At 70.9% G+C, this 18,049-nt stretch carries 16 protein-coding genes and 1 pseudogene; 8 read left to right on the top strand and 9 right to left on the bottom strand.

What is annotated here, in order from left to right:
• Positions 1-7: 7 nt before the first annotated feature.
• Positions 8-676, top strand: coding sequence for a lysophospholipid acyltransferase family protein (locus HAV40_RS26030; RefSeq protein WP_203671588.1), 669 nt, complete (start codon positions 8-10; stop codon positions 674-676).
• Positions 677-869: 193 nt separating this feature from the next.
• The gene (locus HAV40_RS26025; RefSeq protein WP_239086674.1) at positions 870-1,382 is read left to right on the top strand and encodes a hypothetical protein; all 513 of its coding nucleotides are present in this window, start codon (positions 870-872) and stop codon (positions 1,380-1,382) included.
• Between the two features lie 12 nt (positions 1,383-1,394).
• Here HAV40_RS26025 and HAV40_RS26020 read toward each other — a convergent pair whose 3' ends face one another.
• The 3 genes from HAV40_RS26020 to HAV40_RS26010 form a co-directional block, all read right to left on the bottom strand.
• The gene (locus HAV40_RS26020; protein ID WP_166385670.1) at positions 1,395-2,297 is read right to left on the bottom strand and encodes a hypothetical protein; all 903 of its coding nucleotides are present in this window, start codon (positions 2,295-2,297) and stop codon (positions 1,395-1,397) included.
• A 173-nt stretch (positions 2,298-2,470) separates the two neighbouring features.
• On the bottom strand, positions 2,471-3,433 hold the full coding sequence (locus HAV40_RS26015) for a CU044_5270 family protein (protein ID WP_166385668.1): 963 nt from the start codon (positions 3,431-3,433) through the stop codon (positions 2,471-2,473).
• Complete coding sequence (locus HAV40_RS26010) at positions 3,430-3,972, bottom strand: RNA polymerase sigma factor (protein ID WP_166385666.1); 543 nt, start codon at positions 3,970-3,972, stop codon at positions 3,430-3,432. The genes HAV40_RS26015 and HAV40_RS26010 overlap by 4 nt, the downstream gene beginning before the upstream one ends.
• 149 nt (positions 3,973-4,121) lie before the next feature.
• On the opposite strand from HAV40_RS26010, the pseudogene HAV40_RS26005 reads away from it, so the two are divergent.
• The 4 genes and pseudogenes from HAV40_RS26005 to HAV40_RS25990 all read left to right on the top strand — a co-directional run.
• Positions 4,122-4,229, top strand: a pseudogene (locus HAV40_RS26005) (helix-turn-helix domain-containing protein); the annotation flags it as partial.
• A gap of 88 nt (positions 4,230-4,317) precedes the next feature.
• A complete protein-coding gene (locus HAV40_RS26000; RefSeq protein ID WP_166385664.1) occupies positions 4,318-4,791 on the top strand; it encodes a hypothetical protein in 474 nt (157 codons plus the stop codon).
• 13 nt (positions 4,792-4,804) lie between these two features.
• Positions 4,805-5,245, top strand: a complete 441-nt coding sequence (locus HAV40_RS25995) for a hypothetical protein (protein WP_166385662.1) — start codon at positions 4,805-4,807, stop codon at positions 5,243-5,245.
• A gap of 97 nt (positions 5,246-5,342) precedes the next feature.
• The gene (locus HAV40_RS25990) at positions 5,343-6,212 is read left to right on the top strand and encodes an AraC family transcriptional regulator (protein ID WP_166385660.1); all 870 of its coding nucleotides are present in this window, start codon (positions 5,343-5,345) and stop codon (positions 6,210-6,212) included.
• Positions 6,213-6,247: 35 nt separating this feature from the next.
• Here the strand turns inward: HAV40_RS25990 and HAV40_RS25985 are convergent, their stop codons facing one another.
• Together HAV40_RS25985 and HAV40_RS25980 are read right to left on the bottom strand one after the other, a co-directional pair.
• Entirely contained in the window at positions 6,248-6,673 is a 426-nt protein-coding gene (locus HAV40_RS25985; RefSeq protein WP_166385658.1) for a DNA-binding protein, read from the bottom strand.
• 99 nt (positions 6,674-6,772) lie between these two features.
• Positions 6,773-7,423, bottom strand: coding sequence for a hypothetical protein (locus HAV40_RS25980; protein ID WP_166385656.1), 651 nt, complete (start codon positions 7,421-7,423; stop codon positions 6,773-6,775).
• A 198-nt stretch (positions 7,424-7,621) separates the two neighbouring features.
• Between HAV40_RS25980 and HAV40_RS25975 the strand changes: the two genes are divergently transcribed.
• Positions 7,622-8,071: an SAM-dependent methyltransferase gene (locus HAV40_RS25975; RefSeq protein ID WP_239086672.1), complete on the top strand. Its 450-nt coding sequence runs from the start codon at positions 7,622-7,624 to the stop codon at positions 8,069-8,071.
• 17 nt (positions 8,072-8,088) lie between these two features.
• Here the strand turns inward: HAV40_RS25975 and HAV40_RS25970 are convergent, their stop codons facing one another.
• From HAV40_RS25970 to HAV40_RS25960, 3 genes are all read right to left on the bottom strand, one after another.
• A complete protein-coding gene (locus HAV40_RS25970) occupies positions 8,089-8,766 on the bottom strand; it encodes a potassium channel family protein (protein WP_166385652.1) in 678 nt (225 codons plus the stop codon).
• 749 nt (positions 8,767-9,515) lie between these two features.
• Entirely contained in the window at positions 9,516-14,126 is a 4,611-nt protein-coding gene (locus tag HAV40_RS25965; RefSeq protein WP_166385650.1) for a galactose-binding domain-containing protein, read from the bottom strand.
• A 464-nt stretch (positions 14,127-14,590) separates the two neighbouring features.
• Positions 14,591-15,403 (bottom strand): alpha/beta fold hydrolase, encoded by an 813-nt coding sequence (locus HAV40_RS25960; protein WP_166385648.1) that lies wholly within the window; start codon positions 15,401-15,403, stop codon positions 14,591-14,593.
• 71 nt (positions 15,404-15,474) lie between these two features.
• Here HAV40_RS25960 and HAV40_RS25955 point away from each other — a divergent pair, with 71 nt between their 5' ends.
• On the top strand, positions 15,475-16,497 hold the full coding sequence (locus tag HAV40_RS25955; protein WP_239086671.1) for a sigma-70 family RNA polymerase sigma factor: 1,023 nt from the start codon (positions 15,475-15,477) through the stop codon (positions 16,495-16,497).
• Here the strand turns inward: HAV40_RS25955 and HAV40_RS25950 are convergent.
• Entirely contained in the window at positions 16,494-17,738 is a 1,245-nt protein-coding gene (locus tag HAV40_RS25950; protein ID WP_166385646.1) for an MFS transporter, read from the bottom strand. The two genes, HAV40_RS25955 and HAV40_RS25950, sit on opposite strands and share 4 nt — an antisense overlap.
• Positions 17,739-18,049: the final 311 nt, after the last annotated feature.

Genomic DNA, 18,049 nt, shown 5'->3' with positions numbered 1-18,049 from the left:
AGGACACGTGTCGATCCAGTCACTCACCCGGATGCTGCTGCTCCCGCTCTCGCGGGTGGCGTTCCGGCCGATCGTCGAAGGCCGCGAGCACGTCCCGCTGGACGGACCGCTGATCCTCGCCGCGAACCACCTGTCGTTCCTGGACAGTTTCATCATCCCGCTGATGACACCCCGCCCGGTCGCGTTCCTGGCCAAGGCCGAGTACTTCACCGGCACCGGCCTCAAGGGCCGGCTCACCCGCGAGCTGATGACCGGCCTCGAAGCCATCCCCGTACAGCGCGGCGGACACCGGGCCGCCCAGGAGTCCCTGGAACTGGCCCTCGGCGTGCTCAACGACGGCGGCGCGTTCGGCATCCACCCCGAGGGCAGCCGCTCGCGCGACGGCCGCCTCTACCGGGGCCGCACCGGCGTCGCCTGGCTGGCCCTGGCCTCCGGCGCACCGGTCGTACCCGTAGCCGTCCTCGGCACCGACCGCATCCAGCCCGTCGGCGCGAAACTCCCCCGCCCCGGCCGCGTCACGATCCGCTTCGGCGCCCCACTGCGCTTCACCCAGCCCCCCGGTCTCAGCGTCGCCCGCGCCCGCCGCCAGACCACCGACGACATCATGCGAGCCATCCAGACCCTCTCCGGCCAACCCACCGCCGACACCTACAACGACCTCTCCGCCGCCGCCTGACCGCCTCGCCCCCATGCCCCGCCGCGCCGCCGCGCGGCCGCGCGGCCCCCGCTTCATGATCACCGTTTCGGGTCATGATCTGCGGTTCCACCAGAGGTTTTGACACGAAACAGCGATCTTCGCCGGGGAAGGGTCCGGGGAGACCGCGAAACCGGGTCGCCGAGGTGGAGCCAGGTGGCGCATGCTCGGCGGTGTGGTGGTGGTTCAGCGGGTCAGGGTGCGGTGGTCGGCGGACGCGCGCGGGGCGGGCGACGCTGACCTGCGGCGCGGGTTGTCCGAGGCGCGTCGTATGCCCGAGGCGCTGCCGGACGGGCCGGTCGTCGTGCATGACGTGTTCGCCGATCACGCGGACGGCTACCGGTTCAGCGAGCAGGTCAGGTCCGGTGGGGACGCGGCGTCGCTGGAGTTCAGCGAGAGCGAGCAGGGCGTGACGGTCCGCGCGTGCGTACGCGATGCGGTGTATCCGCCGCACGATCGCGCGACCCGGCTGTTCACCCTGGCCCCCGGCAAGGTCGGGCTGTACCGGGCGAACTTCCGGTTCCGGGGACAGTGCTGCTGCTCGGCGTCCTGGTGGTACGAGGACTGGACCGTACGCGTCGCGAACGCCCCGGCCTCGCCGGAACTGTTCCTGCACCGGTCACCGCAGTACACGGCGGACCACCGGGTGCAACTCTACGGCGGCCGCGCACGCCGCACGGCCGCCTGACGAATTCACGGTTCAGGACGGGAGCAGGCACCAGGTGACGTCGGAGGGGCAGTTGTTGGCGGTGCGCTCGTAGTAGACCTGGGCGGCGGGCTCGTCGTAGCCGCTGGTGCGGAACGGCTTGCCGTGGTCGTCGATGACGAGGGTGCCGCTGCGGCCGTCGCCGACCCAGCGCAGCCGCAGCCGCCACGTGCAGTCGCACCGGCCCGGGTTCGCCTCGATGAGGAAGATCTCGGGATCGCTGTCCGAGACGCTGAACGGGAACGCCGCCGCCGGGATCTTCGCGCCACCCACGGCGACGCCGTCCTGCGGCTTGGCCTGCGGATTCGGCTGGTCGAGGGCGATGTTGAACAGCCGCGGACTCTCCTCGGCCCCGCACCCGTCCTCGATGATGAACACCGCCGGGGCGGCGGGGGCGGGCGACCGCTCGACGATCTCGACGTCCAGCCCCTGCAGAACGACGGCCTTGCCGGACACGCCCTGCACGGTGAGCACGAGGTTGCCCTTGCTCGGGGTCGCGCCGACCTTGCCCATCCAGGCGACCACCTCGTCGTCACTGGGCCGGGAACCGCGGGCGGCGCTCGCGTCGCGGTGCGGGCTCGCCAGCGTCGCCGGGTCGGCGTCGACCACGTACGGCAGGCAGACCTCGCCGCGCGACAGCATGTTCACCGTGAAGGGCTGGTCGGGCGCGGGAGGGGACGACTGGGTGCCGCCGGGCGGCTCCGCCGTCGGGGTGACGAACGCGAGCACGACCCCGCTGATCACCGAGACGGCCACCGCGGACGCGACCCCGGCGAGCCAGTTGCGCAGCACCCGGTGCCGCCGCCACCAGCTCATAGGCGGGCGCGCGACCGGGTTCGGCGGCTGCGGCGGGCCCGGCACGGGGCGGCGCTCGTAGGGATCGATCGGCAGCGTCACAACGCTCCCCTGTCCGGTGTGGGGGCAGTACCGGACGATGACCCTACTGAGTGGCGGGGGCCGGTCGCAGCGCCGCCATGGGCAGAGTTGCCCGGCCGATCGACCAACTCCTGTCGGGTGACGACACACGGGCGGCGCGACCCATCCTGGCCGCGCCGCCTGCGTACCCCCGATCAGTTCAGGGTCGAGGCCTGCGGCAGCGGGCCGTCGGCCCAGCGGGCGCCGAGCAGCACCGTCCAGCTGGCCGCCCGGTTGCCGACCCACGACTCACGCGCCAGGGCCTGGCCGGTAGTCCGGTCGACGATGAGGCGGGCCTGCGACTTGCCGAAGTCGCCCTGGCGGGTCAGCCCGATCGCGATACCGGCACGGCCGTGCTGGTCGGTGACCGGCCCGAGCGACGTCATGCCCGGCAGCGCCGCGAGCATCCGGTATGCGGCGGCACGCACCCGGGGTGGCACCGGCAGATCGATGACCAGGCCCATACCCGCGTGGAACAGGTACACGTCGCCGCCCTCGGCCTCGCCGTCCTTGCCGTCGTACCAGGTGAGCAGCTTCTTGCGGAGCAGTGCCGGGTCGGTGGGCAGGGCGGCCAGTTCCGCGACCGTCCGGGGCGACCCGGCGAGCAGGAAGTTGTTCGCCGCGCTGTGGTCCTGCATCGGGCGGGCGGTCCACGACCCGTCCGCGTTGCGGAAGTAGCCACTCGACGGCAGGCCCTGCACCGTGGCCAGCCACTGCTCCTCCTCGACACCGGGGCGGGAGTTCTCGCCGTGCCCGCGCCGGATCACCCAGTACCGGCCGGTGGTCGCGGGCGTGGACTCGCTGCGCTGGGCGGCGACCAGCAGCACGCCGCCCGCGTCGGTGGGCAGTTCGGCGGCCGTGCTGGCAGGAGGTGCGGACGGCTGCGCCGTCGGAGCCTGGCCGGACTGGTTGTTCAGCAGGATCGCGCCGGTCACGGCGAGGGCGACGGCGGGCAGTCCGGCGGCGAGCACGAGGCGGCCGACCGGGCGGCGGGCGGTGCGGGTCACGGTCTTCTCCTGGGGGTACGCCATGATCAGGGCGGGGTCGGCGGCCTCGGTCGGGTCGAGGCTGTTCGGGCGGGCCGCGGTCAGGGCCCGCAGGGTGTCGCGGTGGCTCATCGGGAGGACTCCTGAGCGGTGAGGCGGACAGGGCGGCGGCGTTCCACCGGGGACGCGACCATGGCCTGTTCCAGGCGTTTGCGGGCCCGGTGCAGGCGGACGAAGAACGTCGCGGACGAGCAGCCGACGACCCGGGCCGCGTCCTTGGCGGACAGGCCCTGCCAGGCGGTCAGCGTCAGCGCCTCCCGGTCGTCGTCGCCGAGGCCCGCGAGCGCGGCCAGCATCGTCGCCCGGTCGGCGACGCCGTCGGCCACGTCGGCGTCGGCTTCCACCGCCCAGGCGCGCAGCTCGGCGGCGATGCTGGCCTGTCGGATGTCGTCGCGGAAACGTTCGCGGATGACGTTGCGGGCCACGCCCAGCAGCCACGGCAGCGGCCCCTCGGGCACGGCCTCCAGCCTGCGCCAGGCCACCAGGAACGTGTCGGCGACGACGTCGTCGGCCAGCGTGCGCCCGGCGCGGCTCACGGCGTACGCGTACACCTGGCGATGATGTCGGTGGTAGATGGCGGTGAACCGCCCGTTCGGGTCCCCTGGGGTCACTGGTTCGTGCTCCTTCGCTGCGAAGGTGTTCCGTCACCAGGTAGTGCGCCCGGGGCCCCGATTCTTACCGGAAACGGCGAAACTCCGACCGCCTCGCGACGTACACCCGCGTTGTCGTCGTTGCCGCAGCCCGCACGGAGAGTCTCGGTGGGCACATCTCTGGTCAGCAAGTCCTTGCCCGGTTTGCCACTGCCCTCGGCGGGCGACTGCACCAGGCGATCTACTTCGACAACGGAGACATCGCCGCAGCGGCCTGATACCGCAACCCGCCCATGGAGTGCGACTTGTGGATTTGTGGTTCATACTCGTAAGCGCCGGGCTCGGATCGAGGGACAGGAGCCTGCCATGACCGTCGCCTCCGACCGGGAGAAGATCGCCGCGCTGCTCGCGTCTGTCGAGGAGCTGGAGGACATCGCCCGCACGCTCGACGACGAGCGCCGGGCGCGGCTGCTGCGCGTCGCCAGGCAGTGGCTCGCGACCTGCGAACCCATCCGGCCCGTGATCGCGGCCGAGCTGCTCGACCTGAGCGAGCCGACGATCCGGGAGTGGGCCCGCACCGGCATCTTCGCGATCGTGGAGGTCAACGGGCAGCCACGGCTGGAGCCGCGCCGCTTCCACGAGGTCTGGCACCTGATCCGGGACCTGCGCGCGGCCGGGCAGACCCGAGGGCTGCTCGACGCCGTATGGCGCTACCTGGAGGACACCGCGTTGCTGGAGCGCGACGACGTGCGGGAGAGCCTGGCCCAGATGCGCCGCGGCGAGGGCCGGGCCATCGACACCGGCGAACTGCTCGCGCGCACCCGCCCGAGCCAGGCCTAAGCAGGTAGCCGACGTGCCCGTCGCCCTCGACTGGACCCCCCGCGCCGAGCAGCAGTTCCACGGCCTGCGCAACCGCCAGCAGCACCAGGTCGCCCAGTTCCTGCGCCACCTGGAGGTTGAGGGCTGCGCGGCGCTCGGCTACCGGCTCACCGGCGGGGCCCCGCTGGACCGGCTGTGCGTGAAGCACGTCGGCGACCTGCGTATCGTGGTCGCGTTCCGGTCCGGCAGCCGGGCCTGCGTGATCCTGATCGGCCGCCACGACGACGCCGACCCGGGCCTGGACGTGTACGCGGTGCTGTATGAACTCGCCGGGGTCAAACCGCCGACGGACCCGCGCACCAAACCGCCGTGCTGCGAGGACGGCGGCCTGCCGCCCGAGATCGGCGCGGCCGTCGACGAGCTCGCCGACCGGGCCGTCCGGATCCGCCGCACCCGGCGCGGCGACAGCCGCTAGCCTGCGACAGCCGCCCGTCGGCATGATCGGATCGGTCCGCCACGATCGGGCGCGGGCAGGGGTCGACCGGCCAGGCTTGACGTCGAAGGGAGGCCACATGATCTCGGCACTCAACCGGCTCGTCGACGTCGTCGAACAGCACCTCACCGAGGAACTCGACCTCGGCGGGCTGGCCGCGTCGCTCGGCACCACCGAGTACCACCTGCGCCGGATGTTCTCGTCGCTGTCGGGCATGCCGCTGTCGGAGTACGTACGCCGACGCCGCATGACCGTCGCCGCCGCCGACGTGGTCCGGGGCGAGGACGACCTGCTGGCCATCGCGGTCCGGCACGGGTACGGCTCCACCGAGGCGTTCGGCCGGGCGTTCCGGGCGGTGCACGGGGCGAGCCCCGGCGACGTCCGGCGCGACGGTGGCCCCCTTCGTACACAACCGCAGCTCAGGTTCCGCCTGACCGTCGAAGGGAGCATCCCCATGGAAACCCGCATCGTCGAGCGCCCCGCGTTCCGCCTCATCGGGCACGCCGCCCGGGTGCCGCTGATCCACCACGGCGTCAACCCGCACATCCAGCAGCACATCGCCGGACTGCCGGTGACCGAGCACGCCCGGCTCAAGGCGCTGAGCGCCGCCGACCCGGCCGGTCTGCTCCAGGTCACCGACGGCGTCGACCCCGACGCGGTCGAGGGCACCGAGCTGACCTACCTGCACGGCGTCGCCGTGGCCGCCGACACCCCGGTGCCCGGCGACCTCGACGCCATCGAGGTGGCGGCCGGGCGGTGGGCGGTCTTCAGCAGTTCGGGACCGCACCCGCAGACGCTGCAGACGACCTGGGCCGCGACGGCCACCGAGTGGTTCCCGTCGAACCCGTGGCGGCTGCGGCCGGGTCCGTCGATCGTGGCGATCCTCGACCACGCCGACGACTTCAGCACCGCGACCTGCGAGCTGTGGCTACCCGTCGAAGCGGCGTGACCACAGCGGACTAGCCCGGCCCGGTCCGGGCCGGGCTAGTCCGCCGGACGGGTCCGGCCGGTCAGGCGCTCGTAACGCTGCCGGGCGGCCTGCGGGGTGCCTAGACCGAGGCCGAAGGCGATCGCCTGCCAGGTCAGGCCCCGGGCACGGGCCAGGTCGAGCAGGCCGATCTCCAGGGCGTCGAGATCAGCGCGTACGCGGGGAAGCAGGGTCAGCGCGGCGGTCAGGTCGGCCTCGTCGAGCGCGGCCTCGTCCGGCTCGGGCAGCGCGGAACCGGCCGCGAGCGACACCGTGAGGCAGACCGCCTCGTACGGGTCGAGCACCATCGCGTTGCGCCAGCGGTCACGCTGCCCGCCCGTCGCGGCGTGCCGTTCGGCGATCCGCGTCAGCGCGGCGAAGTCCCGCATCGCGCGAGCCCGCCCCGCATCCGGCGGCGTGAAGAGGTCATCGTTCTCAGCCATACCCCCCAGTCAACCTTCACAACTCGCCGTTGTCAACACTTCGTGTTGAACACTTCGTTTCACGAGGCTCGGCGCTGCAGTTTCGGGGCACTGGGGGGGTTAGGAGCGCATGAGGGGGACCATCAGGTGGGTGCCGAGGACATCGTTCATGATCGGCGGGGTCGCGGTGTCGTACTTGCCGGTGCCGGAGCGCACCGACAGCAGCATCCGGCCGAGCGCGCCCGGCGCGGTCTCGTACGCCTGCAACGACGAGCCCCGGAAGATGACCGGCTTGCCGTACTGCGCGCCCAGCCGGACCATCACCCCGCCGATGAGTTTCTGGCAGGTCGAACACGGGCTGTTGGTCTGGTGCGCCTCGATGACGACCGCCAGCGTCGACGCCTGGTTCAGATTCACGGCTGCCGCCTCCACCCAGGCCAGGAACGCCTGGAACTCGGAGTGCGCGACACCGGAGACGCCCTTGAGCTTGTGCGGCTCGACGGTGTCCTTCGCGGCAGCCGACTCCTGCTCGATGGCCCCGCCGACGGTGCGGACCACGGTCAGACCGGCGAGCAGCGAGTTCCCGGACGCGCCACCGGGCAGTGCCGTCCGGTGCAGCGCGGGGGCGGTGACGGTGTAGTACGTGTCCGGGGCGGTTCGGAGTAGCACGTCGAGGGTGTCGGCGACAGCCCACAAACTGTCCCCGGTATGGGCCTGGCCGCCCGCCTCGTACTCGTACTGCTCGCCGGTGAAGCTGAAATGACTGGGCATCTGCGCCTCCTGTGTCGGTCGGACGCCGATTAAGAGGAGGAACACTGAGCGGTGATACGGGACTTCGCCCCGGAGCCGGGTCGGGTCGGCGACTGCGCGGGCCCTGCCACTGGACGGGAATGGCCTACCTCTACCGGAGGCTCGTCTCGGGTAGAGGCGAACAGGCACCACCTCACACAGGAGTAAACGATGATCGACATGACCCCCGTCGGTACCGTCCGCAACAGACGGCTCGACCCCCAGGACTCCGACCACTGGGGCGGCGAGGAGAGCACCATCGTGGTCGACGAGCGCTTCGGTGACGCCGGGCTGACCGGTCTGGCCGAGTTCTCCCACGTCGAAGTCCTCTTCTTCTTCGACCGGCTCGCCGAACGCGATGACTACGCCAAACCGCTGCACCCACGCGGCCGCATCGACCTGCCCGCCGTCGGCGTCTTCTCCGAACGCGGACCCCGGCGGCCGAACCGCATCGGCACCACCATCGCCGAGATCATCGCGGTGAACGGCCGGGAGCTGCGCGTACGCGGGCTCGACGCGATCGACGGCACCCCCGTCCTGGACATCAAACCTGTCATGCGACAGTTCGTGCCCAGCGGCGTCCGGCAGCCCGAGTGGGTGGACCAGATGATGTCCGAGTACTTCGACTAACGGCAGACCGAGCGCCGTCAGGCGTCACCTGACGGCGCTCGTGACGTGTCGCCGCCGCCCGTTCCGTCGGTGAGGTGCCGGGTCAGTGCGGCCAGCTGTACGCGCAGGTCGGTCAGTACTTTCACCTCTGCCCGGAGCTGGGCCAGCTCGGCGAGCACCGCGTCGTCCGTGGTGGCGGGCTGCTGGGGCGTGGGCTCGCCGGACTGGAGGCCGAAGAAGTTCGCGAGCGAACCGGCGAGCAGGCCGAGCAGGGCGACGCCCATGAACATGATCGCGGTCGCGTCGACGCGGCCCGCGGTCGTGATGGGCACGATGTCGCCGTACCCCACGGTGGTCAGGGTGACGGTGGCCCACCAGATCGCGTCGCCGAAGGTGGCGAACTCCGGGTTCGTCGGGTGCTCGGCGAAGTAGGCCATGGTCCCGCCCACGAACAGGACCGACGCCGCGACGATCGCGACCCGGCCGAGCCGGGCGAACAGGCGCCTGACGCCCTTGGTGGCGATCAGCAGGCGGCTGAGCCTGGCCAGCCGCAGGATCACCACGAAGCCGCCCGCGTGCGCACCGGCGACCAGGAACCAGGGTGCGGTGAGGACGACGATCGTGAGGTCGAACTTGCCGACGCGGGTGCCCATGAAGTTCACGAGCAGCCGCTCGTGCACGAAGAAGTCGACCGCGAACACCAGCCAGGAGACCACGCCGATCAGGACCGCGACCCAATTCCCCTGCTGAGGGGCGATGATCAGCGGGAGTACGGCGGACAGGATGATCGGAAGCCGGGCTCGGCGGTCATACCTCGCCAGGGCATCCGCAGCGGCAGCGGTTCGGGGCTGGCCACGTGCAGGAACCTTGCCCGCGCTCCCCTCCTCCGTCGCTCTCACCCCGTAGATCCTGCCCGCCCGAACCTTCCCCGCTCGGTAACCGCGCAGGTCACGACACAGCGTGTTGCCGCCCGAAGGGGACGTGAGGCGGCACCACGCGCGACGACCTGAGATCGGTGGCTAGCGCGGGCCGTCCGCGGTTGCGAGCCGGGGGCCACGCACTCGCCACCTCACCTGCCACCAGCAGCAGGAGCACATGGTGTGGGCGGCAATGGGGAGCTTCGCCCCTAGGCGGGCCGCCTTTGGTGCCCGGCTTGTCCACTCTGCCCGGCTTTCCGGAGCGCGGCCTTAGCGAAGATCGCTGTTTGAGGTCACAAAGTATGGTGTGACCCCAGGTTTTGACCACAAGCAGTGATCTCCGCCCGCATCCCTCCCGGAACCGCTCCGCCGAGCGGCCCCACCGCGCAGCCGAGGGCACCGCCGGTCCCCGTTCAACTTGCGCGGAGCGTTGGGCACACCCAGTACCAGCCTGCCCGTGGTGAGCTACCTGACGCCAGCCCTGAATGACGGATGGAGGCCTGCCGGCGATGTCGCCGGCAGGCCTCCACTGTTCCTAAGCGACCAGCTCAGCTTCCCGAGAAGGTGAACGTCGAGCCCGGCTGGGTGACGATGTTCCCCGTACCCGAGTTCGTGATGGTGACGTTCGTCAGCGTCGCACTACCGCGCGCCTGGGCCATGGCCAGCATGCCCGCGCCGTTGTTCGACTTGTCGATCTTCACGTTGGTGATGATCACCCCCGGAAGCTCACCGGCCTTGAACTGGATGCCGTCGTACGTCGAGTCGTAGATCTCGGTGTCGCGGATCGTGACACCGGGGATCGCGACGGTCGCCGCGAACAGCGTGATCGCGCCGAACTCCTGGTCCTCGTTCCAGAACGCACCACCCGTGCGGTACAGCGCGTTGTTGGCGATCAGCGTCTGACCCGTGAAGGGGATCGGGTCGTGGTCGGTCGCCAGCATGATGCCCGGGTAGTTCATCGTGTCGTAGATCAGGTTGTTCTCGATCTTGTTGCCGTAGCCGCCGTACACCGCGATGCCGTTCGCCCGCCACGGCAGCTGCACCGTGTTGTTGAGGAAGCGGTTGTCGTGGCCGATGTCGACCGAGGTGTCCTTCACGTACTTGCTGGCCCAGACCGCGAGCGCGTCGTCGCCGTTGTTGCGGAACGACGAGTTGAACACGGTGGAGTTGCGGGTGCCGTTGGTGAAGTTGATGCCGTCGGCGTACGTGTTGCGCACGCGCATGCCGCTGAACTCCAGCCCGTCACCGGGTCCCCACAGCTCGGGGATGTTGGAGTAGTCGCGGCCGACCCAGGCACCGACGTTGGCGTGCTCGATCCAGACATTGGTGATCTTCGTGCCGACACCGAGCCGGCCGTTGATGCCGACGCCGCCTTCGGCGTTGCCGTCACCGCCGCGGATCCGGCCGGAGCCGAAGATCGCGATGTCGGAGATCTGGGTGTTCTTGTCGATGTCGAAGCCGAAGTTGCCCTCGTGCGGGTGGTTGATGCCGCCCGCGTTCTGCGGCTGGGTCAGCGTGTAGAGGCGGGAGTGCCACATGCCCGCGCCCTTGATGGTGACGTTGCTGATGCCGACCTGGTTGTGGGTGCCGCGGTTCAGCGGGTCGTCGGTCAGGATCTTCTGCTCCTGCCGCCACTGGCCCTCGGGGATCCACACGCAGCTGATCTGCCCGTTCTGGTCGGCGGTCACCGCGGCCTGGATGGCTGCCGTGTCGTCGAGGCCGTCGTTGGGCACCGCGCCGTAGTTGGTGATCGAGGTGCACTCGGCGGGCTTGCTCAGCGGCGCGGCCACCTGCTCGAGATCGATCATGTCGATCACGTAGAAGGAGGCGTTGTCGCCGGAGTCGCGCTGCAGCTTGAACTTCGTGCCCGCCGGGTACGAGGTGCCCAGCAGCGCGTTCGACTCGTCGAACAGGCGGCGGGCGTTCGTCTGCGGGGTGTTGGACAGGCCCTCGGGGTCGTCGGTGGTGCCGTAGAGCCAGCTGTGCACCGAGGACAGGGTCAGTTTGCGGTTGAAGGTGCCGTTGACGTACAGGCTGATCGTGAAGTCCTGGCCACCGCCGCCGGCGGCGTCGGGGACCGAGTTGCGGACGACGATCGAGTTGGCCTGGTTGGTCGAGGTGAACTCGACGTACTGGCCCTGGCTGGTCAGACGCACCGACTTGCGGCCCGAGGACTCGGTGGCGAAGTTGGTGTGCCCGAAGGTGCGCAGGGCGTCGGTCTGCAGCAGCTCGCCCTGGTAGGCGGCGGACTCGGCCTCGTACGAGGTGTACGGGACGGCCGCGCCCCGGCCGACGACGATCGACTGGGTCCGCGAGTTGTTGGTCTCGTTGGTCTCAGTCACGACGTTGGTCGCGTCGGCGCTGGCCGTGATGGTCGCGCCGCCGGAAGTGGCGGTCCAGGTGCCGTTGACGGCCACGTTGACGGTGGCGCCCGCGGCGACCGAGGCGGTGTTGGTGTTGAGGGTGGTGGAGCCGACCGTGACCCGGGTGACCGTGGTCGCGCCGGTGGCCGAGGTGCCGCGGTTGTTGAGGGTCACCGTGAAGCTGACCGCCGCGCCGACGGCCGGGTTGGCCGGGTTGGTGGAGATGGCCGTGACCTGCAGGTCAGGGCCGGGCGCCTGGGCCACGACGAGGTTGCTCGCGGCGTTGGCGGTGTTGTTGTTCTCGTTCTTCTCGGTCACCGTGCTGGCGTTGTCGGCGCGGGCGCTGACGGCGTACGTGCCCTGGCCGAGGTTGCCGATCGGCAGGCTGACCGACTGCGAGCCGCCCGCCGCGATGGCGGCGACGTCGACGGTGCCCTTGAGCGCGCCGTCGAGGTACAGGCCGACCTTGGAGGCCGGGGCGGCCAGGTCGCCGATGTTGTTGACGGTGGCGGTCAGCGCGATGCTGGACGCCTCGTTCGGCGAGGACGGGGTCCACGACACGTTGCTGACGGTGAGGTCAGGGTTCGGCGCGGGGGTGCCGCAGACCTCGAACTCGGCGACCTGGCCCGAGGGGGCGCCGGTGTTGGAGTTGAAGGACAGCCGCACGTCGGCGGTGGTCGCCGAGACGGGGACGCTCACCACGTTGTTGCCCTGGGTGAACTGGTAGCTCGCCGCCGACACCAGGTTGGTGTAGGTGGAGGAGGACTGCTCGCGGCCCAGGATCTGGAAGTTCTGGGTACGCGTGCCCCACGAGGAGTCCGGGTTCAGCTTGACGTTGACCTGGGTGACGGTGTGGTTGCCGCCCAGCGCCACGGTCAGGGTCGCCGGGAGCGCCCCGCCCTCCCAGTAGGTGGCGAGCTGCCCGTCGTTGGCCTTGTCCGGGGTGAACGTGAAGATGGACCCGTTCGCGGACATGGTCTTGCCGGACGCGACGTTGACGCAGCCGGGCTGCTGGGTGCCGGTGCGGGTGACGGTGTTGCTGTTGCCGGAGACGTTGCCCGCGTTGTCGCGCGCCCGCACGTAGTACTGCACGGTCGTCGTGGCGGCCTGGGTGTCGTTCCAGGTGGTGACGGCACCGACCTGGGTGGCCAGCGCGCCGTTGCGGAAGATGTCGTAGCCCGCCAGGCCGCTGCCGCCGGTGTCGGTCGACGCACCCCAGTTGAGGGTGATCGTCGTGCCGGACGTGCTGTGGCTCAGCGTGCCGGGGATGCTCGGCGCGGTGACATCGGTGGTGGTGCCGGTGCGGGTGACCGTGTTGCTGTTGCCCGAGGTGTTGCCGGCGTTGTCACGGGCCCGCACGTAGTAGGACACCGTGGCCGTGGCGGGCTGGGTGTCGTTCCAGGTCAGAACAGTGCCCACCTGCGCCGCGAGGGCGCCGTTGCGGAAGATGTCGTAGCCGGCCAGGCCGCTGCCGCCGGAGTTGTCGGTCGACGCGCCCCAGTTGAGGGTGATCGTCGTGCCGGACGTGCTGTGGCTCAGCGTGCCGGGCACGCTGGGCGCGGTGGTGTCGGGCGAGGTGCCGTTGCGGGTCACCGTGTTGCTGTTGGCGGAGATGTTGCCCGCGTTGTCGCGCGCCCGCACGTAGTAGGACACGGTCGCCGTGGTCGGCTGGGTGTCCTGCCAGGTGGTGACGTTGCCGAGGGTCGCGGCGAGGGTGCCGTTGCGGTAGACGTTGTAGCCCGCCAGGCCGCTGCCGCCGGAGTCGGTCGACGCGCCCCAGTTGAGGGTGATCGTCGTGCCGGACGTGCCGAGGGTCAGGTTCGACGGCACGGTCGGGGCGGTGGTGTCGGGGGTGCCGGTGCCGGGCCCGTACACCTCGATCTCGGAGAGCTGGCCCGCCGGCCACGCGGAGTTGGCGGTGATGTTGATCCGCACGTACCGGGTGGTGGTCTGGGTGAAGTTGATCGTCACCGCGTTGCCGGCCACGGCCGGGTTGAAGGTGTACGACGCCGAGCCGACGATGTCGGTGAACGTCGAGCCGTTGGTGCTGCCCTGGACCGCGAGGGTCTGCGAGCGGGTGCCCCAGCCGGAGGTCGGCAGCTTCAGCACGACGCGGTTGACGGCCACGGCCGCGCCGAGGTCGATGGTCGCCCACTCGGGGAAGGAGTTGTTGACGCTCTCCCAGTAGGTGCCCTGGTTGCCGTCGACGGTGCGGCCCGCGTCGTAGACGTCGGCGTGGCCGCTCTCGGTCGTCGGGCGGCCCTGGGCGAGGTTGGTCGACGAGCTGGCGGTGCCGTAGATCTCCAGCTCGGACAGCTGCGCGGCGGCCCAGCCGGTGTTGGCGCTGACGGCCACGCGCACGTAGCGCGGCGAGGTCGCCGGGAAGTTGATCGTCACCGCGTTGTTGGCGACCGACGGGTTGAAGGTGTAGCCCTGCGACGCGACGATGTCGGTGAAGCTGGAGCCGTTGGTGCTGCCCTGGACGGCCAGGGTCTGGGTGCGGGTGCCCCAGCCGGCGGGCAGCTTCAGCACGACCTGGTCGATGGCGGTGGCGGAGCCGAGGTCGATCTGCGCCCACTGCGGCAGGGAGCCGGAACTCTCCCAGTAGCTGCCCTGGTTGCCGTCGTTGAGGTTGCCGGTCACGTAGGGGCCGTTGACCGAGCTCGCGGAGGTGGATTTGCCGAGGCTGAGGTTGGGCCCGCCGGCCGCTTGCGCGACCGCTGCCCATCCGGCCGTGGCGATCATGGCAGCGGCGACCGCGGTCGCCACCGCCCTGATCGGATTCGAGGTTCTCATGGCTGTCCTTTGTCACGGAGGGACGGTTCCGCGTGTGGAGGGGGTTCCGCACGCGTGCGGTGGAACGGGTGTGACTGATCAGCCGCGACGGTGAGCGGGGCCGGGCGGTTGATGTTTTGCAGGCATGGTGTAACCGGTGACGTGGTGTGGGCGTGGACTCAGCCCGGACCACGCGGAGGTGATCGACCAGTGTTTACGAACGCCGACGTCATACCGGGCCTCTCCTGAACGTATGGAGAACACCGGCAGGTGAGCGGCCTGCAGGGAACTTGCACAAGCTAACGACAAAACTAAACATTCGTTTGTCGAAATCTTGCACTGCGTCGGGGGCAACGTTACCGACACGTCACGAACACGTCAACAGTTCGACAGTCGTGAGCCGACGAACGGATGAACGGCACGGACGACAACAGGGCCGTCCGGCTGAAAACCGGGCGGCCCTGTGTCCATTCTCGACGGTACCTTCAGATCGCGGCCAGCACCTCCCGCAGCCGCACCGCGAACTTCGCCGGGTCCCCGGCGAAGCCGACGTGGTCACCGGGGAACATCGTCGGGTCGATGCCCAGCCGCGCCGCCAGTGCCCGCGAGGTGCGGTCGCAGAGCTGGCCGGTGGAGTCCTCCCCGATGCCGACGACCACCCGCGTGCCGCGCAACGCGTCGGTGTCCGGGACGAAGCTGACGGTCGGCAGCAGCATGTGGGCGTACTGGAAGTGCTCGTCGGCGACCGTCTGCTCGTCGCGCTCCCCGCCGACGATGGCCTCGAACACCGGCGGCGGCAGCTCGATGTTCGCGATCCTCAGGAACTGCGCGAACGCGCCCCGGTGGTCCCCGGCGAGGTAGGTGGCGATCATGTCGTCGGTCTGCGCGCGCAGCTCGGCACGGTCCTCCACCAGTTCGTCCAGCGGCGGCTCGTGCGCGATCACGGTGCTGACGAGGTCGGGCCGGGTCTGGGCCAGGGCCAGCGCGCTGACCGCCCCGCCGCTGGAGCCCAGCACCACGGCCGGGCCCGCGCCGAGGTGGGTGATCAGCCGGGCCAGGTCGTCGCCGCGCTGCTCGGGCGTCGCGTCGGAGTCGCGGTCGTCGACCTGGCTGCGGAAGATGCCCCGCGGGTCGGTGGTGAGCACCGTGTGGTCGGCCGCGAGCAGTTCGGCGAGCGGGGTGAAGGCCCGCGCGTCCATCGGCGCGCCGATCAGCACCAGCAGCGGGCCGCTGCCCCGGACCTCATAGTGCAGCCGGGCTCCGGGCACCGCCAGTTCGCCGGTCGAATAGTCGTTCATCAGGTCTCCCTACCAGGTGAGATGGCTCTAGTACCTGAATGTGACCGGCGCGGTGCGGCACAATCGTCGCTGTGAGCGAACCTTTCTCCGCCGTGACAGAGGACCTGGTCCGGGCGCGGGGCGGGGACGACGCCGCGTTCACCCGGCTGGTCGGGCCGCTGCGGGCGGAGCTGCACGCGCACTGCTACCGGATGCTCGGCTCGGCCCACGACGCCGACGACGCGCTGCAGGACGCGCTGCTGCGGGCCTGGCGGGGGCTGGACGGCTTCACCGGGCGCGGCACGCTGCGGGCCTGGCTCTACACCGTGGCCACCCGGACCTGCCTGGACCTGGTACAGGCGCGGGGGCGGCGAGCGCTGCCGATGGATCTCGGGCCGTCCAGCGCGCACGCCGTGCTCGGCGAGGCCCCGCTGACCGAGGTCGCCTGGCTCGGGCCGTACGCCGACGCGGGTCTGGGGGCGGGCCCGGCCGGGCCGGGCGCGCGCTACGAGCAGCGTGAGGCGGTCGAGCTGGCGTTCGTGGCCGCGTTGCAGCACCTGCCGGGCAACCAGCGGGCGGCGCTGCTGCTGTTCGAGGTGCTGGGCTTCTCGGCCGCCGAGATCGCCGAGATCATGGACACGTCGGCGACCTCGGTGAACTCGGCGCTGGCCCGCGCCCGGCGGGTCATCGCCGACAAGGCCCCCTCCCCCAGCCAGCAGCAGACCCTGCGCAAGATCGGCGACGCGCGGGTGCGGGACCTGGTCGGCCGGTTCGCCGGGGCCCTGGAGCGCGGCGACGCCGACGCCCTGATCACGCTGCTGGTCGAGGACGTGACCTGGTCCATGCCGCCGCTGCCGCACTGGTATCACGGCCTGGCCGCGGTCACCGACTTCGCCGTACGCGTGCCGCTGGTGTGCGGCTCCTGGCGGCACCTGCCGGTCAGCGCCAACGGGCAGCCCGCGGTGGGCTGCTACCTGCTCCCCGGCCCCGACGGGGCGCACCTGCCCTGGGCGGTCAACGTGCTGACCCTGCGCGGGGACCGTATCGCGGCAGTCACCTCGTTCATCGGCGCGGAGCACTTCGCCCGGTTCGGCCTGCCCGGTTCGCTGCCCTAGGCGGGTGCGGGGACGGGTTCGTCCTCGTGGGCGATGCGGGTCAGCTCGCGCCACAGCAGCACGACGAAGGCCGCCGACCCGGCGAAGGCGAACCAGAACGGCGCGGTGACGCCGTAGTGGGTGGCCAGCACGCCGCCGATCACCGAGCCGACGACCAGCCCGCCGAACACGCAGATGGTGTTGAGGCTGTTCACCCGGCCCTGCAGCTGCTCGGGCACGGCCCGCTGGCGCACGGTGACCGAGGTGGTGCCCCAGACGAACGCGTGCGCCCCGAACACGAAGAAGATGGCCGAGGCCAGCACCGGTGAGGTGGTCACGGCCAGGCCGAGGTGGGTCAGCGTCTCGATGATCAGGCCGACCCGCATCACGTTGCCCAGGCTGACCCGCTTGGTGATCGCTCCGTACAGCGCGGTGCCGAGCAGGCCGCCGACCGCCGAGACCGTGGTGAGCAGGCCGAACCCGATCGCGCCGAGTCCCAGCTGGTCCTGTGCGTAGAGCACGAGCACGGACCAGGCCGCCCCGAACGTCACATTGAAGATCAAGATCGTGAGCACCAGCGTACGCACCGCAGCGTGGTTGACCGTCCAGCGCCAGCCCTCGGCGACGTCACGCCGCAGGCTGCCGCGTTCGACGTCCGGGCGTTCGCGCAGCGGCAGCCGCACCCGCGACACCAGCACCACGCCCGCGGCCACGAGCACGACCTCGGCCGCGAACGGCCACGCCGTGCCCGCGGCGAACAGCGCCGCCCCGATCGGCGGGCCGATCAGCTGGTTGAGCGTGATGAAGCCGGTCTGCAGGCGGGCGTTGGCCAGCGCCAGGTCGTCGCGGCGGACCAGCATCGGCGGCAGCGTGCCCGCGGTGTTGTCGGCGAACACCTCGCACACGGTCAGCAGGCCCAGCGCCACCAGTGCGCCGGTCGCCGACAGCGTCCCGGCCAGCAGCGCCGCGACGAGCCCGGCCAGCACGGCGACCCGGGCCACGTTCGCCGTGATCATGATGCGGCGGCGGTCGTGCCGGTCCGACAGCACGCCCGCGTACAGCCCGAACACCAGCGGCGGGGCCCAGCGCAGCAGGGCGGCCAGCGAGATCAGGAACGGGTCATCGGTCAGCGAGGTGACCAGCAGCGGACCGGCCGCCAGCGCGACCCCGTCGCCGAGGTTGCTCGACCATGACGAGGCCAGCAGCCAGCGGTAGCTGCTGCCCAGCCGGGCGGGCACGACGGACTCCATCACCTTGCGCATCAGGCCGGGACCCTACGGGCAGGCGTCATGCGTCCGCAACGGCAATGCGGCATGTGCGGCAGGGTGCCCGATGCCGCCGCACCCCGCCGGGTGGCGACGGTCACACCAGCCATGGTCTCGGGGCGGCCGAGGTCCCCCGAATCTCGGCCAACCCCGAGAGCATCGGCACGCCGGCGTGCCAGCCGACGCACACGCACGGTTCGTCACAGGCGCTTGTGCGCCGTGCCGTACGCTCGCCGATAACGCGCATCGTGCCCGATGGCGGTACAGGCGATGTACAAAGCGGAAAGTCACCGCCTGGGCACGTGTCG

Source organism: Catellatospora methionotrophica (assembly GCF_011297335.1).
Classification (GTDB): domain Bacteria; phylum Actinomycetota; class Actinomycetes; order Mycobacteriales; family Micromonosporaceae; genus Catellatospora; species Catellatospora methionotrophica.
Note: the sequence above shows the minus strand (reverse complement) of the source record. Positions and strands in the feature narration are given on the sequence as shown.

What these genes read in the sequence shown, in the direction of transcription:
- HAV40_RS26015 (WP_166385668.1), bottom strand. Translation starts at nt 3,433, where the DNA reads ATGAGCCACCGCGACACCCTGCGGGCCCTGACCGCGGCCCGCCCGAAC.
- HAV40_RS26000 (WP_166385664.1), top strand. Translation starts at nt 4,318, where the DNA reads ATGACCGTCGCCTCCGACCGGGAGAAGATCGCCGCGCTGCTCGCGTCT.
- HAV40_RS25990 (WP_166385660.1), top strand. Translation starts at nt 5,343, where the DNA reads ATGATCTCGGCACTCAACCGGCTCGTCGACGTCGTCGAACAGCACCTC.
- HAV40_RS25985 (WP_166385658.1), bottom strand. Translation starts at nt 6,673, where the DNA reads ATGGCTGAGAACGATGACCTCTTCACGCCGCCGGATGCGGGGCGGGCT.
- HAV40_RS25980 (WP_166385656.1), bottom strand. Translation starts at nt 7,423, where the DNA reads ATGCCCAGTCATTTCAGCTTCACCGGCGAGCAGTACGAGTACGAGGCG.
- HAV40_RS25975 (WP_239086672.1), top strand. Translation starts at nt 7,622, where the DNA reads ATGACCCCCGTCGGTACCGTCCGCAACAGACGGCTCGACCCCCAGGAC.
- HAV40_RS25965 (WP_166385650.1), bottom strand. Translation starts at nt 14,126, where the DNA reads ATGAGAACCTCGAATCCGATCAGGGCGGTGGCGACCGCGGTCGCCGCT.
- HAV40_RS25960 (WP_166385648.1), bottom strand. Translation starts at nt 15,403, where the DNA reads ATGAACGACTATTCGACCGGCGAACTGGCGGTGCCCGGAGCCCGGCTG.
- HAV40_RS25950 (WP_166385646.1), bottom strand. Translation starts at nt 17,738, where the DNA reads ATGCGCAAGGTGATGGAGTCCGTCGTGCCCGCCCGGCTGGGCAGCAGC.